The following is a 13,414-nucleotide window of genomic DNA, read 5'->3' as shown; positions in this document are numbered from 1 at the left end:
AAATCGCAAAGCGCAACGCATGCTGCGCCTTTGTCATTCGCATGGAGCAAATCTCAACATGACCAACCCGACCATCAAACCGACCGGCGAGCTGACTCTCAGAACGCTCGCCATGCCAGCCGACGCCAATCCGGCCGGTGATATTTTCGGCGGCTGGGTCATGTCACAGATGGACTTGGCGAGCGGCATCCGCGCCGCGGAACGCTCCCGCTGTCGTGTGGTCACGGCAGCGGTCAAGGAAATGGCCTTCGAACTGCCGGTGAAGATCGGCGACACGCTGTCCATCTATACCGATATCGCCCGCGTTGGCCGCACGTCCATCACGCTCACGGTGGAAGCCTGGGCGCAGCGGTCGCGTTATGACAAGCTGGAGAAAGTCACCGCCGGAACTTTCATCATGGTGGCAATGGACGAAAACGGACAACCCACGCCCATTCCCGCAGCGGAATAATCGCGTTGCGGCACTGGGCTCCAGTGCCGCTCTCAGCTCAAACGCCATATACAGCAGGCAGCATAGACATCTCGCGCATTGTCAGGATCATTCCTCATCGATGCGATCCCTGTTGTCTCTCCCCTGCCGTCATTGTGTCGCGGTGACATCTCGCCGCAAATATGACATTCCGATCCCATGGGATTCATTCGCAGGATCATGCAGGATAGAAGTTCGGCTGGCGCCATCGCCATGCTGGCGGTTCTGCTTTTCCTTTTGCAGGGTCTCGCCAATGGCCTGACCAGCGGCAATATGGCGATGGCCGCGCTGGCGGCGGATGAGATCATCTGTTCCAGCCATATGCCTGAAGGCGGCTCGGACAAACACGACCCGGCGGGCAAGATCGCCGATGACTGTTGCGGCACGCTCTGCCGTCTGGCCTCGGCCACGGCCGCCGCTCTTCCGGTTATTCCCGTCGAAGGCGCGGACAATATTCTCCCGGCGGTCGAAGTCGCCTTTTTGAATTTCGACGCGGTGCTGTCGCCATCGCCGCCCAATCTGGAATCGCGCCCACGCGCGCCGCCCTTCGCTCCGCAACGCTAGAACACCGTCCGGCCTGCCGGAAAATCCATTCTCTTGCGGAGACATCCATGTCCGTTACGACCTCTTTCGAGGGCGAGCGTGCGCCTGCGCATTCCTCGTCCGCAAATCTTTACCGCGCCGTGTGGCGTTGGCATTTTTATGCCGGTCTCCTCGTCCTGCCCTTCATGATATCGCTCGCCGTCACCGGCGCGCTTTATCTCTTCCGGGACGAGTTCGACAATCTCATCCATTCCGACCTGAAGCGCATCGAGGTAGCGCAAAACGCGCCAAAAGCCCTGCCTTCCGAGATCGTTGCCGCAGCGCTCGCGGCCGTTCCCGGCACCGCCGTCAAATATACGACACCGGCCGATCCGGGTGCTTCGACGGAAATCACCGTCAGTACCGCGGTTGGAAAGCAGGCCGTCTACGTAAACCCCTACACCGCTGAGGTGGCCGGTTCCCTGCCGGATCGCGGCACAATCATGTGGACGATCCGTTATCTCCACAGCCCGAAATATTTCGGCGCCTATGCCCGCTATCTGATCGAGATCGCGGCCGGCTGGTCCATCCTTCTTTTCGCCACCGGCATCTATCTCTGGTGGCCGCGAAAGCAGACGGGTGGAGTCGTCACCGTGCGCGGCACGCCAAAAAAACGGGTCTTCTGGCGCGATACCCATGCCGTCACCGGCATTTTCGTCGGCTTTTTCATCGTCTTTCTTGCGGTTACCGGCATGCCCTGGTCGGGCGTATGGGGCGCGAAGATCAATGAATGGGCGAATGGCAGCAACTTCGGGTACCCGGCGGGCATCCGTACCGATGTTCCGATGTCCGGAGACCATCTCGATCATGTGGCGAAGACAAGCTGGTCGCTGGAGCAGGCAAAAATACCGGAATCCACCGCCGCCTCCGAAGGCCAGCCGATCGGAATCGACGAGGCGATCGCACGTTTCGATGCACTCGGCCTTGCCGCCGGTTATGCCGTCGCCCTGCCGGGAAAACCGACCGGCGTCTATAGCGGTTCGGTCTATCCCGATGATCTCGGTCAACAGCGCGTTGTGCACCTCGATCAATATAGCGGAGAGCCGCTGATCGACATGAGCTACGCCGATTACGGCCCGCTCGGCAAGGCGCTGGAATGGGGCATCAACGTGCATCTGGGACAGCAATATGGCCTCGCCAACCAGATCGTGCTTCTGGCGGCCTGTATCGGCATTGTGCTGCTTGCCGTGTCCGCCGGCGTCATGTGGTGGAAACGCCGTCCGAAAGGGTCGCTCGGAGTGCCGCCCCTGCCGCAGGAAAAACGCGTGCTTCGCGGCCTGCTGGTCATGCTCGCCATCGGCGGCGTCATTTTCCCGCTGGTGGGCGCGAGCCTGCTGGTCATGCTCGTGCTAGACCTGATCATACAGTCCCGTCAGAAACGGCGCACAATCTGAAAATGGGAACAGCCGGGCGAAAATCCCGGCTGTTCCCTTGTCATCGGTGAGGCGTCGAGGGGCTGCCCTCAGAACATCGTATTATTGTTCGCCGCCGTTTCCGGAACGGGCTGGATCACATCCCAGTGCTCGGTGATCTTGCCGTCGGTGACGCGGAAGATATCGACGATGGCCGTACCGCGATCGCCGTCTTTTTCGGTCGAATGAATATGCAGATAGACGAGATCGCCATCCGTGGCGCTGCGCACGATGCGCGCCTTCGACTGCGGGTTTTCCTTGAAGTGACCGGTGAAATAATCCACGAACGGCTTCTTGCCATCCGGCACCATGGGGTTGTGCTGCTTATAGCTGTCGACAATGACGGCAGCCCCCTTCTCCACTTCATGCTTATTGAAAACGGTATCGTAAAACTCGATCACCAGCTTGCGGTTGGCCTCTTCCTGGGCGAGATCCCGCTTGGCGGTTTCGGCCAGGACCGGAGCGGCCATCAATGCAGGCGCAAGAGCGAGAGCGGCGATGGCAAGACGACGTGTCACGAAATTCATGGGTGATACCTCTCAATAACCGACGGTGAAACGCTGGCGGGAATGCTGCGGCTTCTCGATTTCATCGACAAGCGCGATGGCGTAGTCCTCGAAGGAAATGCGGCTGCCTTCGGTATTGCTGAGAAGCCCATCCTTGCCGAGACGGAATTTGCCGGTTCTTTCCCCCGGCACAAATTCGGCCGATGGCGACAGGAAGGTCCAGTCGAGCTGTTTTTCCCCTCTCAGGCGGTCCAGAAACTCCGCGCCCTTGGTCGCTTCGGCCTTGTAGGCGGCCGGGAAATCCGGCAGGTCGACAACGCGCTGACCCGGTGCGATTTCAAGGCTGCCGGCACCACCCACCACGAGGTAACGGGGAACGCCGGAGGCGCGCACGGCCTCGATCAGCGTCACGGGATCGCTGGCGGTGAAGTGCACCGCGCTGATCACGGCATCGTGACCTTTAAGCAGCTCCGAAAGCCCTGCCCGATCGAAAACATCGCCCTGTTTTGCCACCACGTTCGGCAGGCTGGCGATCTTTTCAGGGCTGCGGGCGATCGCCGTCACCTTGTGGCCCCGGTCGGAAAGCTCCTTCAGAATACGGGATCCGGCATTGCCGGAGGCTCCGATGAGCGCGATTTTAGCCATGACTTCTTCCTTTGTCGGTATCGTTATTGGTCTAAATAATAGACCGCTAATGAAAGCTATGATATCGCAACCCCGGCCGCAAGAAGTCAGCCGCCGCTGATCAGGTCACACGGCGATGACCTGAAGGGGTAAGAAAATGGAAAGGGCGAGGCAAAATGCCGGATATGCAAACCAAAGAAATCTTCGTCTTCGACCAGCCCTGCCCCATACGCGACGTGCTGGATCGTATCGGCGATCAATGGAGCCTGCTGGTTCTGGAAGCGCTTCAGGGCGGCGTGCTGCGTTTCAACGAATTGAACCGCAAGATCGACGATATTTCCAAGCAGATGTTGTCGCGTACGTTGAAGCGGCTTGAGGAAGACGGTTTCATTCGCCGCACGCTTTATGCGCAGGTACCGCCGCGCGTGGAATACGAACTGACCAATCTCGGCCGTTCGTTTCTGGTGCCGATGCAATTGCTGGTGCAATGGGCCGATGAGAACCACGTCCGTATCTGCAAGGCGCGGCTGCAATATTCCGAAAACGACAATCGCAGCTGACAGGAAGCAGGCATCCAGAGCATTTCCAGTAAAAGTGCGTAGCGGTTTTACGTCCGGATAATGCGATAAACAAAGAGATGGAGCACGTCCGACGCTTCCGTTTAAACCGGACGTGCCCTAGCCCAGCCGGTAGACCTTGCAGACCAGCCCTTCCGGCTGGCGATAGGTCGTGAAGCCCATGGCGTCGTAATAACCCTGCCCGAGCATGTTGTCCGCGCCGATGCTGGCATCGATATTCTTGAGGCCCCGCGCCTCTGCCGCCCTTCGCGTTGCCGCGAAGAGGGCGGATCCTACTCCTCTTCGCGCCGCCTGCGGGCTGACATGGGTGCCGATGATGCCCCAGCCTTCCGCCACGCCATAGGGATTGTCTGCCCGCGCATAACGCAGCGACTGGAACCCCATAATGCGCCCGTCCTCATCCTCGGCGACCGAGCACTCGATACGATCGGTGTGCTGGATATAATTCTCCAGCACCGCCGTAATATCCGTCGGCGCTTTTCGGAGGCCGGCCGAGAATATCTCGTTCTGGACCGCCGCCATTCCCGTCGCGTCGTCAACTCTTGCAGGGCGTATTTTCATCGATACATCACCTCATACCCGTTGCGACTGGTTTCGGGCCGGCAAAGCGCCGGTCTCTTTCGTTTGTCTTCAGGAGCGGAAAATGAAGGAAGCGCCGAAGGCGATCAGCGCAAAACCGATCACGTGATTGATGGTGATGCTTTCCTTCAGCCAGAAGATCGAAAACAGCGCGAAGACCGCGAGCGTGATGACTTCCTGAATGGTCTTGAGCTGCGCGGTGGAATAGACCTCCGAACCTATGCGGTTGGCGGGAACGGCCAGCACATATTCGAAGAACGCGATACCCCAGCTGGCGACAATAGCCAGGAAGAGCGCGCTGCCCTTGTGCTTGAGATGGCCGTACCAGGCGAAGGTCATGAAAATATTGGAGGCGATAAGCATCAGGACAGGCCAGATGTGGGCAGGGCTGATTGAGAACGGCATGATGGGTCCTGGAAAAAGGGAGGGATGTCATGAAATGCAGTATAAAAAGCAGTCTGAAGGTAAACGTCATTCTGCCCGTATGGATTTGCTCTAGCGCATCCGCCCGAAAACCGGAATCGATTTTCTGCAGATTTTAGCAAAGCTGTTTTCAGCCGCTACGCAACGCATCCGGCCGAATTTTGTTCCGCACGCTTCGTTTCCTTTTTGTACTCATTTTTTCGCAGCATCCCCTTCACTTTGTGCGTGACTACCTCCATATTTCGCCCATGGCCAGATCACCGAAAAACTCCACCTCCTCGCCCTCGGGCTTCGAGGAAGCTCCGCAATCGTCATTCGAAGGTGCGCCGCTCAGCGGCAGCGTCTCCGATTGGGTGAAGCAGCTCGAGGCGGAAGCGGAGGCATCCTCCGTGGAAACCCAGCGCGAAATCGCCTCAAAGGCGGGCAAGCACCGCAAGAAGATCGAGATCGAAGCACGCAAGGACGCGGAGAAGGCCGCCTCGAAGACGGCCAAGAACACCACGGCCTCCAAGACCGCGCGCGGTGTTTCCATCGGCGCATCGAGCGATCCGAAAACCCGCGCCGCCGCCGGCCTCAATCCGGTCGCCGGTATGGACGTATCGCTGGAGGATGCCGCCAACCTCGCGCCGGGCGCCGTCACCGCAACGGTGGACGCGCTGTCGAAGCTGATCGAAAGCGGCAATCCGCTGTTCAAGGACGGCAAGTTGTGGACGCCGCACCGCCCGGCCCGGCCGCCGAAATCCGAAGGCGGCGTTACCATCCGCATGGACTCGGAGTACCAGCCCGCCGGCGACCAGCCGACGGCCATCAACGACCTCGTGGAAGGCATCAATTCCGGCGAGCGCAGCCAGGTCCTGCTCGGCGTCACCGGCTCCGGCAAGACCTTCACCATGGCCAAGGTGATCGAGGCGACGCAGCGCCCGGCCGTCATCCTTGCCCCCAACAAGACGCTGGCCGCGCAGCTCTATTCCGAGTTCAAGAACTTCTTCCCCGACAATGCGGTGGAATATTTCGTCTCCTACTACGATTATTACCAGCCGGAAGCCTATGTGCCGCGCTCCGACACCTTCATCGAGAAAGAATCCTCGATCAACGAGCAGATCGACCGGATGCGCCACTCCGCCACCCGCTCACTGCTGGAACGCGATGACTGCATCATCGTCGCCTCCGTCTCCTGCATCTACGGTATCGGCTCGGTGGAAACCTACACCGCCATGACCTTCCAGATGCAGGTCGGCGACCGGCTGGACCAGCGCCAGCTTCTGGCCGACCTTGTGGCCCAGCAATACAAGCGCCGCGACATGGATTTCCAGCGCGGTTCGTTCCGCGTGCGCGGCGATACCATCGAAATCTTCCCCGCCCACCTTGAGGATGCCGCCTGGCGCATCTCAATGTTCGGCGACGAGATCGATTCCATCACCGAATTCGACCCGCTGACGGGCCAGAAAACCGGCGATCTGCAATCCGTCAAGATTTACGCCAATTCGCACTATGTCACCCCGCGCCCGACACTGAACGGTGCGATCAAGTCGATCAAGGAAGAGCTGAAAGTCCGCCTCGCCGAACTGGAAAAGGCCGGGCGACTGCTGGAAGCCCAGCGGCTTGAGCAGCGCACCCGCTACGATATCGAGATGCTGGAGGCGACCGGCTCCTGCGCCGGCATCGAGAACTATTCGCGTTATCTCACCGGCCGCAATCCCGGCGAGCCGCCGCCGACGCTGTTCGAATATATCCCCGACAACGCGCTGCTGTTCATCGACGAAAGCCACGTTTCGGTCAGCCAGATCGGCGGCATGTATCGCGGCGACTTCAGGCGCAAGGCGACGCTGGCCGAATATGGCTTCCGCCTGCCCTCCTGCATGGATAACCGCCCGCTGCGCTTTGAGGAATGGGATGCGATGCGGCCGCTGACGGTCGCGGTTTCGGCCACCCCCGGCTCATGGGAAATGGAACAGGCCGGCGGCGTCTTTGCCGAACAGGTCATCCGCCCGACAGGCCTCATCGATCCGCCGGTGGAGGTGCGTTCCGCCCGCAGCCAGGTGGACGACGTTCTCGGCGAAATCCGCGAGACCGCCGCCAAGGGTTACCGCACGCTCTGCACCGTGCTGACGAAGCGCATGGCCGAGGACCTGACCGAATATCTGCACGAACAGGGCGTTCGCGTCCGCTACATGCACTCGGATATCGACACGCTGGAGCGCATCGAGATCATCCGCGACCTGCGCCTCGGTGCTTTCGACGTGCTTGTTGGCATCAACCTTCTGCGCGAAGGTCTCGATATTCCCGAATGTGGTTTTGTGGCGATCCTCGATGCCGACAAGGAAGGCTTCCTGCGCTCCGAAACCTCACTGATCCAGACAATCGGCCGCGCCGCCCGTAACGTCGACGGCAAGGTCATCCTTTACGCCGACAACATCACCGGCTCGATGAAGCGGGCGATGGAGGAAACCTCCCGCCGCCGCGAAAAGCAGATGGCCTATAACGCCGAACACGGCATCACGCCGGAATCGGTCAAGGCGAAAATCTCGGATATTCTTGATTCTGTTTATGAGCGCGACCACGTAAGGGCCGATATATCAGGCGCTTCCGGCAAGGGCTTCGCCGATGGCGGCCATCTGGTCGGCAACAATCTGCAGTCCCATCTCAACGCGCTGGAAAAATCCATGCGCGACGCCGCAGCAGATCTGGACTTCGAAAAGGCCGCCCGCCTGCGCGACGAAATCAAACGCCTCAAGGCCGCCGAACTCGCCACCATGGACGACCCCATGGCGAAGGAAGAGGCCCGCGCCATCGAAGGCGGCGGAAAAAACAACAGACGCAGCCACTTGTCGATCTCCCCGCCTGAGGGGGAGACATCCGGCAGGACGGAGGCGGGCGCCGCGCCGAACGAAAGCGGCAAATCCCTTTTCACCAAACCCTCACTGGATGAAATGGGCCCCGGCTCAGATGCGGGAAAACCGCTGTTCCGCAGGAACACGCTGGACGAGATGACCGTGGGCAGAACCGAAAAGCCCGTGCGCAGCGCAGTACCAGACAAGCCCGAGACCGAATCCGGCAAACGCTTCTCACCGCTCATGGAAGGCCAGCCGGAGCGTGCTACCGATGATCCGCGACCACTGGTGCGTGGCAAGATCGGCGCGGGGTCCTATGAAGACGCCGGCGAGCAGAAGCGCAAAAGCCGGACGAAGGGCAAGACGGGCCGACCGGGGCGCTAACGCGCCCCGGCAACGGCGATCAGTTTTCGCACTGTCTGATCCGCGCCGCGACCTGGCCCGCACCAAACACTTTCGTCAGATCCGCATCCACGGTCATGGCAATGTAGTCTTCATTTTCCGCAGGCTTGATGTAAGTCGAGAAATAGACCGGGCCGGTCGGGAGAACGCCTGTGACACAGGCGCGCAATATCTCGATCTCCGTACTCCCCCTGATGCGCGGCCTCTCGATGCGGGAAAGGCGCACCTTCTCCTGCAATGTTGCAAGCCTTGAAACCTCCTCAGGCTTTATTCTCCACACGCTTGTGGCGGTTCCCTCCCGCTTTTCCGCGTGGAACTGCGCGCGGGCGGCGGCGTCCTTATCCTCGATCAACGCAAACGTCTCGACAGTCTCGCCCTTTACGCCGTCTGTAACGCTGCGAATAATCATCACCGCATCACCGGAACCCAATGACAGATGGGCAGGAAGCTGCAGCCCTACACGCACATGCTCGAAATTCATCGTCAGAAAGTCGAGCCGCATCAGCTTGGGAATACTCGAGATGGGCGTGGTCATACAGCCGGTAAGGAGAAAAAGTAAAATAAGCGAGCGTGTGAAACGCGATAATATCAATGTCACCATGTTTTAAATCCAAAATTGTCAAATGCGCGCAATGGCCTTGGCGGGAACAATCCTTCCCGGAACTGAGACCGTCATACCGGTCCGCAGATGTGAGGGAATGACATTGCAGCAGAGTTACGTCTTCCGGAACTCACGGTTCCCTTGAACGTTGACCGCCCTTATGGAATGGCAACCAGCATGGAGACACGGCATGCATCTCAGAAATCTGGCGCTCTCATACCTTTTCCTCTCCTGCACCCCGAGCTTTGCCGGCCAGATCGAGGATGCCACCTTCCACAGCGCGGCCCTCAACGCGCCGCTTCCCGTCAATATCTACCGCCCGGATGGCGCTCCACCGGAAAACGGCTGGCCGGTGCTCTACCTCCTGCACGGCCATGATGGTGACCAGAATAGCTGGCGCGATCTCGGCAATATCGAAAAGACGCTCGATACGCTCATCGAGGCCGGCGCCATACGCCCGCTTGTCGTCGTCATGCCCGGTGTCAAGAACAGCTGGTATGTGGATTCCGCCGCCGTGGGCGGTCCCGGCGATTACGAAACCGCCCTGACCGGCGATCTGCGCCACCAGATCGAAAAAACACTGCCGGTGCGGAAAGATCGGGAAGGCCGCGCCATTGCCGGCCTCTCCATGGGCGGCTTCGGCGCCCTGCATCTCGCCTATGGCCACGAGGACCTCTATGGCGCCGTCGCCAGCCTGTCGGGCGCCATCTGGCAGAATGTCCCTGCCGCCGATCTCGACAAGACACCTGCCGAACTTAAGCTCATTCAGGACAGTGCTTTCTTTCACCGGGTTGACCGCGCCACCGTTACAAGCGGCATCGTGCTGCCCTCAACCGGCGATCATTTCTCCGGCGCCTTCGGCACGCCTTTCGATGCAAGGCTCTTTAACGAAAAGAACGTCTTCACCCTCGTGGCGCAGCATGTCGCCGAAAGTCAGGATCTGCCCGCCACCTATCTGACCGTTGGCGACGATGACGGCTTCTTCCTCTGGCGCGGCGCAATCGCCCTGCATGAGACGCTGCAGGCCGACAAGCGCAAATCCGAACTGCGGGTCACCGACGGCGATCACGTCTGGTCGGTATGGAAAGTTTCGATCATCGATGCACTGAAGTTTATCGATGGGGAGTGGGACAAGGCCGCAGACATAGCCCGGGACTGAGGCATCGCCCTCCCACCACCGGTTTCATCACTTTCCGGCCCGTTTCTTCCCGCTTGCCACCGCCACATTCAACGCCACCGCCGCCCGGATCAGCGCCGCCAGCGCCTTCTCATCCACGACATCTCCCTCGTGAAAATCGATCGCCCGCCGGGTATTGCCCTCCAGACTTGAATTGAACAGCCCCGCGGGGTCCTCCAGCGAAGCGCCCTTCGCAAATGTCATCTTCACGGCGCTTTTGTAGGTTTCACCCGTGCAGAGAATACCGGCATGCGACCAGACCGGCACGCCGCGCCATTTCACCTCTTCGATAACCTCGGGATCGGCCGTCCTGATCACCGCCCGGATATGCGCAAGCGTCTCGCCGCGCCAGTCGCCCAGCTCCGCAATTTTCCGGTCGATGATCTCGGACGCCGCAGCCTCTTCCGCAGCTTTCTCCGTCACAGTTTTTGCCATGATACCCTCCCGATTTCGCCGCGCCGCCGCTCCCGGCCTGCTGCACATCTGTTCCGGTTTTCAGCATAGACCAAAATTTCCTGCGCTCCCATGCGGAACCAAATTCGCCCTTCACCGTTTCTTCCCCGAACGCAACGTTCAGCATACAAAGGGAAGAAACATCATGAAAATCAATGTCATCGCTCTCGCTGCCGCAGCAGCGCTCTCCTCTTCCGTGGCTTTTGCCCAGACGGCAACCACGGCTCCTGCTGCCGGCGCGGATGCCACTTTGTCCGGCCCCGGCATCACCATGGGCACCAAGGCCAGCGGCCCGCTGAAGTTCGTCAATGTCCAGAAGACCGATCTCACCGCCTCCCAGCTTGACGGCATGGACATCTATAACGCCCAGAACGAAAACATCGGCGAAATCGAAGATGTCGTCATCAGCGACGGCAAGTCGGTGATCGGCCTTGTCGCCAGCGTCGGCGGCTTTCTCGGCATCGACAAGAGCTATGTGGTGCTCGATCCGGCCTCCGTCGCCGTCCACAACGACAACGGCACCTGGAAGGCCTATGTCGACACCACCAAGGACGCACTGCAGAACGCACCCAAGCTCGATTACGACAAGCTGGACGACTGATTACCCCTGCAGTCGTACACTTGTCTCCCCCGCGCCGAGGCGCGGGGGTTTTCGTGTGGATTATTCCGCGCAGGAGCCGGCGATCCTCGCCCACATCCCCTTGCCTGACCGCATGCCCCTCGCCTATCTTCGGCGCGCAAACCACCAAGGATCGATGCGTGCCCGCCCATAGTCTTTTTTCCCTTTCCGTCAGCACCGCCCTGTTGCTGAGCGCCCTTCCGCTGTCAGCGCAGTCCGCCGGCTGGAAACCCGCCGAGCAGATAAAGACCTATGCCATCAGCGGTAATTCGGGTGGTGCGCTTTACCAGTCGATCGGCGAGCGCGGCCCCACTGCCGGCGTGCAGGCCATTGCCCACACCACCTTCAGGCTGACATGGCGGCGCGATTACCGCCCGCAGCCGGATGGTGCCTGTATTCTCGCCACAGCAAGGCCCAATCTCACCATCATCTATACCTGGCCGAAAGCGCCGGCCAATCTGCCGCCCGCCGTCGCCGCCAGCTGGAAGACCTTCATTTCCGGCGTGGAAACCCATGAGCGCGTCCATGGCGAACACATCCTCGACATGGTGAAAAAGATCGAGGCCTTCAGCACCGGCCTGAGGGCGGAAAACGATCCCAAATGCCAGAAGGTACGCGTCGTGCTGCAGCAGCGGCTGGGCGAGCTTTCCAACGAACAGCGCCAGCGCGGCCGCGATTTCGACCGCGACGAGCTTTCCCCGGGCGGACGGGTGCACCAGCTCATTCTCGCCCTCGTCAACGGTCCGTGACGGGCGCTTACTCCGCCGCCTCGCCTTTCAGCAAGGGCTCGGCCAGCATCACGCTTTCCAGCTCGTAGGAATAGCCCTCGAGCATCGTATAGGCCTGTTCGATCGCCTCGATCTGAGCTTCGGCGTTGCGGATCGCTTCAGCGATGGACTGGCTGCGGGCGCGCAGCATGGAACTCAGCACATCGGTTTCCGGCTTGCGGCCAAGACGGTCCATATGTTTGCGAACCCGGGTGCGGTGCCGTTCCAGTTCGAGAATATGGAAACGGCTTTTCAGAATATCATCGGTCAGCTTGCGGCGCATGGCGGCCACGGGGTCGAAACTGCCGGGCTCGCGTTCGTCCAGAATGAACTCATTGACCAGCGTTTCCAGCATCAGCAGGCCCTTCAGGTCCTTGGCGTCGGCAAGCTGCGGATCATAGCCGGTATCGTCGAACACCTTGCGGCGCACCGGATCCTTCAGAAGCTCATAGGCGGTTTGCAGGCGCGCGAACTGCTCGGCATCGCCACCGCTGTCGGGATGGGCGGCCTTGGCCACCTTGCGGTAAGCCGATTTGATCGCCGCCTCGTCGGCATCGCGCTCCACGCCAAGCAAAACATAGGGATCAATCACAAAAACACCTTCAAACGCAAACTGTTACCCGCACACCTGATGCCACCCTCATAAGGCCTGCGAGTGGATCATAGGCCAAATCCGCCCGGCACGGCACCCCGCCCCGGCGGTTAAACCGGCAAAGCCCACACAAAAGCCTTGCCGCAGGCGGCAGGACGACCGGCGGAAAGCCCTTGAGGCCGAAATTTGTCGGACCCAAGGCGACTATAATGACGGGCAGGACAAAATTGTGGAAAGCGGCGGCAAAACATGCCGCCCCTGCAGCACCGCATTTGCCGCAGCCGGCCCAAAACCATCCTGAAGAAAAGCGTTACCGGCGCGTTTTCAGGAGGTTATGGTGGAACCTCGCCAACGGGTGTAAGCTTGGCTTTTGGATCTTGAGGGAGGACGATCCGATGCCGCAAACCATTACCCAGACCGTCACGGACTACATCCATGCCATGGCCTATGCGGATGAAAGCCTGATGCGTGACGTTTTCGACCCGCGCGCCAGCATCGTCGGAACCTTCGAAGGCGAAATCGAATGGTTATCCCTGGAGGACTTTGTTGACCACATGCGCAAAAGCGAACGCGGCCTCCCCGATCATGATCCCGCTTTCGAAATCATGGGTATCGACAAGGAGGGCGACAGCGCCTCGGTTAAGCTGACGACCCGTTTCGACGGCATGGATTTTTATGAATATTTGTCCCTGCTGGAACGCGACGGCAACTGGTCGATCGTGCACAAGCTTTATCACGTAAAGCCATAGGGATCTTTAAAACCGCCACCCCGCATTGTGCGCTTCTGCCCGCTCGCGTT

The 13,414-nt window shown here is 60.0% G+C and carries 16 protein-coding genes; 9 read left to right on the top strand and 7 right to left on the bottom strand.

Going from position 1 to position 13,414, the window contains the following annotated elements:
• Positions 1–58: 58 nt before the first annotated feature.
• The 3 genes from V6R85_RS10035 (at position 59) to V6R85_RS10025 (ending at position 2,445) form a co-directional block, all read left to right on the top strand.
• Positions 59–451, top strand: a complete 393-nt coding sequence (locus V6R85_RS10035) for an acyl-CoA thioesterase (protein ID WP_003507645.1) — start codon at positions 59–61, stop codon at positions 449–451.
• A 177-nt stretch (positions 452–628) separates the two neighbouring features.
• Positions 629–1,033: a DUF2946 family protein gene (locus V6R85_RS10030; RefSeq protein WP_003507644.1), complete on the top strand. Its 405-nt coding sequence runs from the start codon at positions 629–631 to the stop codon at positions 1,031–1,033.
• A 47-nt stretch (positions 1,034–1,080) separates the two neighbouring features.
• Positions 1,081–2,445, top strand: a complete 1,365-nt coding sequence (locus V6R85_RS10025) for a PepSY-associated TM helix domain-containing protein (RefSeq protein WP_111834758.1) — start codon at positions 1,081–1,083, stop codon at positions 2,443–2,445.
• Between the two features lie 68 nt (positions 2,446–2,513).
• On the opposite strand, the gene V6R85_RS10020 is transcribed toward V6R85_RS10025, so the two are convergent.
• The gene (locus V6R85_RS10020) at positions 2,514–2,990 is read right to left on the bottom strand and encodes a nuclear transport factor 2 family protein (RefSeq protein WP_003507634.1); all 477 of its coding nucleotides are present in this window, start codon (positions 2,988–2,990) and stop codon (positions 2,514–2,516) included.
• Between the two features lie 12 nt (positions 2,991–3,002).
• Complete coding sequence (locus V6R85_RS10015; protein WP_080864212.1) at positions 3,003–3,614, bottom strand: NAD(P)-dependent oxidoreductase; 612 nt, start codon at positions 3,612–3,614, stop codon at positions 3,003–3,005.
• Positions 3,615–3,769: 155 nt separating this feature from the next.
• On the opposite strand from V6R85_RS10015, the gene V6R85_RS10010 reads away from it, so the two are divergent.
• Complete coding sequence (locus tag V6R85_RS10010; protein ID WP_003507622.1) at positions 3,770–4,153, top strand: winged helix-turn-helix transcriptional regulator; 384 nt, start codon at positions 3,770–3,772, stop codon at positions 4,151–4,153.
• Positions 4,154–4,270: 117 nt separating this feature from the next.
• Here the strand turns inward: V6R85_RS10010 and V6R85_RS10005 are convergent, their stop codons facing one another.
• Both V6R85_RS10005 and V6R85_RS10000 read right to left on the bottom strand, forming a co-directional pair.
• Positions 4,271–4,693 carry a GNAT family N-acetyltransferase gene (locus tag V6R85_RS10005; RefSeq protein ID WP_003507621.1) on the bottom strand — a complete coding sequence of 141 codons (423 nt, stop codon included), beginning with the start codon at positions 4,691–4,693 and terminating at the stop codon, positions 4,271–4,273.
• Between the two features lie 108 nt (positions 4,694–4,801).
• Positions 4,802–5,155 (bottom strand): DMT family protein, encoded by a 354-nt coding sequence (locus tag V6R85_RS10000; RefSeq protein WP_020009373.1) that lies wholly within the window; start codon positions 5,153–5,155, stop codon positions 4,802–4,804.
• 266 nt (positions 5,156–5,421) lie between these two features.
• On the opposite strand from V6R85_RS10000, the gene uvrB reads away from it, so the two are divergent.
• Positions 5,422–8,388: an excinuclease ABC subunit UvrB gene (gene uvrB / locus V6R85_RS09995; RefSeq protein ID WP_111834779.1), complete on the top strand. Its 2,967-nt coding sequence runs from the start codon at positions 5,422–5,424 to the stop codon at positions 8,386–8,388.
• A gap of 19 nt (positions 8,389–8,407) precedes the next feature.
• On the opposite strand, the gene V6R85_RS09990 is transcribed toward uvrB, so the two are convergent.
• Positions 8,408–8,941, bottom strand: a complete 534-nt coding sequence (locus V6R85_RS09990) for a hypothetical protein (RefSeq protein ID WP_236775521.1) — start codon at positions 8,939–8,941, stop codon at positions 8,408–8,410.
• Positions 8,942–9,197: 256 nt separating this feature from the next.
• Between V6R85_RS09990 and V6R85_RS09985 the strand changes: the two genes are divergently transcribed.
• Entirely contained in the window at positions 9,198–10,166 is a 969-nt protein-coding gene (locus V6R85_RS09985) for an alpha/beta hydrolase (protein ID WP_111834756.1), read from the top strand.
• Between the two features lie 27 nt (positions 10,167–10,193).
• On the opposite strand, the gene V6R85_RS09980 is transcribed toward V6R85_RS09985, so the two are convergent.
• Positions 10,194–10,619, bottom strand: a complete 426-nt coding sequence (locus tag V6R85_RS09980; RefSeq protein ID WP_111834755.1) for a DUF1801 domain-containing protein — start codon at positions 10,617–10,619, stop codon at positions 10,194–10,196.
• A gap of 163 nt (positions 10,620–10,782) precedes the next feature.
• Here V6R85_RS09980 and V6R85_RS09975 point away from each other — a divergent pair, with 163 nt between their 5' ends.
• The gene (locus tag V6R85_RS09975) at positions 10,783–11,238 is read left to right on the top strand and encodes a PRC-barrel domain-containing protein (RefSeq protein WP_111834754.1); all 456 of its coding nucleotides are present in this window, start codon (positions 10,783–10,785) and stop codon (positions 11,236–11,238) included.
• A gap of 158 nt (positions 11,239–11,396) precedes the next feature.
• Entirely contained in the window at positions 11,397–12,005 is a 609-nt protein-coding gene (locus tag V6R85_RS09970; RefSeq protein WP_111834753.1) for a DUF922 domain-containing Zn-dependent protease, read from the top strand.
• Positions 12,006–12,012: 7 nt separating this feature from the next.
• Here V6R85_RS09970 and V6R85_RS09965 read toward each other — a convergent pair whose 3' ends face one another.
• Complete coding sequence (locus V6R85_RS09965) at positions 12,013–12,615, bottom strand: J domain-containing protein (protein ID WP_003507613.1); 603 nt, start codon at positions 12,613–12,615, stop codon at positions 12,013–12,015.
• 395 nt (positions 12,616–13,010) lie between these two features.
• Here V6R85_RS09965 and V6R85_RS09960 point away from each other — a divergent pair, with 395 nt between their 5' ends.
• Complete coding sequence (locus tag V6R85_RS09960) at positions 13,011–13,364, top strand: nuclear transport factor 2 family protein (RefSeq protein WP_003507612.1); 354 nt, start codon at positions 13,011–13,013, stop codon at positions 13,362–13,364.
• Positions 13,365–13,414: the final 50 nt, after the last annotated feature.

This window comes from Agrobacterium sp. CCNWLW32 (genome assembly GCF_037083425.1).
GTDB classification, from domain to species: Bacteria; Pseudomonadota; Alphaproteobacteria; order Rhizobiales; family Rhizobiaceae; genus Agrobacterium; species Agrobacterium radiobacter.
The sequence above is the reverse complement of the archived record's forward strand: the minus strand, read 5'-3'. Positions and strand labels throughout refer to the sequence as shown.

Excerpts from the sequence above, each read along its gene's own strand:
- V6R85_RS10020 (WP_003507634.1), bottom strand. The coding sequence starts at position 2,990 with ATGAATTTCGTGACACGTCGTCTTGCCATCGCCGCTCTCGCTCTTGCG.
- V6R85_RS09960 (WP_003507612.1), top strand. The coding sequence starts at position 13,011 with ATGCCGCAAACCATTACCCAGACCGTCACGGACTACATCCATGCCATG.
- V6R85_RS09990 (WP_236775521.1), bottom strand. The coding sequence starts at position 8,941 with ATGACCACGCCCATCTCGAGTATTCCCAAGCTGATGCGGCTCGACTTT.
- V6R85_RS10005 (WP_003507621.1), bottom strand. The coding sequence starts at position 4,693 with ATGGCGGCGGTCCAGAACGAGATATTCTCGGCCGGCCTCCGAAAAGCG.
- V6R85_RS10025 (WP_111834758.1), top strand. The coding sequence starts at position 1,081 with ATGTCCGTTACGACCTCTTTCGAGGGCGAGCGTGCGCCTGCGCATTCC.
- V6R85_RS10030 (WP_003507644.1), top strand. The coding sequence starts at position 629 with ATGGGATTCATTCGCAGGATCATGCAGGATAGAAGTTCGGCTGGCGCC.
- V6R85_RS10015 (WP_080864212.1), bottom strand. The coding sequence starts at position 3,614 with ATGGCTAAAATCGCGCTCATCGGAGCCTCCGGCAATGCCGGATCCCGT.
- V6R85_RS10010 (WP_003507622.1), top strand. The coding sequence starts at position 3,770 with ATGCCGGATATGCAAACCAAAGAAATCTTCGTCTTCGACCAGCCCTGC.
- V6R85_RS10035 (WP_003507645.1), top strand. The coding sequence starts at position 59 with ATGACCAACCCGACCATCAAACCGACCGGCGAGCTGACTCTCAGAACG.
- uvrB (WP_111834779.1), top strand. The coding sequence starts at position 5,422 with ATGGCCAGATCACCGAAAAACTCCACCTCCTCGCCCTCGGGCTTCGAG.
- V6R85_RS09975 (WP_111834754.1), top strand. The coding sequence starts at position 10,783 with ATGAAAATCAATGTCATCGCTCTCGCTGCCGCAGCAGCGCTCTCCTCT.
- V6R85_RS09985 (WP_111834756.1), top strand. The coding sequence starts at position 9,198 with ATGCATCTCAGAAATCTGGCGCTCTCATACCTTTTCCTCTCCTGCACC.
- V6R85_RS10000 (WP_020009373.1), bottom strand. The coding sequence starts at position 5,155 with ATGCCGTTCTCAATCAGCCCTGCCCACATCTGGCCTGTCCTGATGCTT.
- V6R85_RS09980 (WP_111834755.1), bottom strand. The coding sequence starts at position 10,619 with ATGGCAAAAACTGTGACGGAGAAAGCTGCGGAAGAGGCTGCGGCGTCC.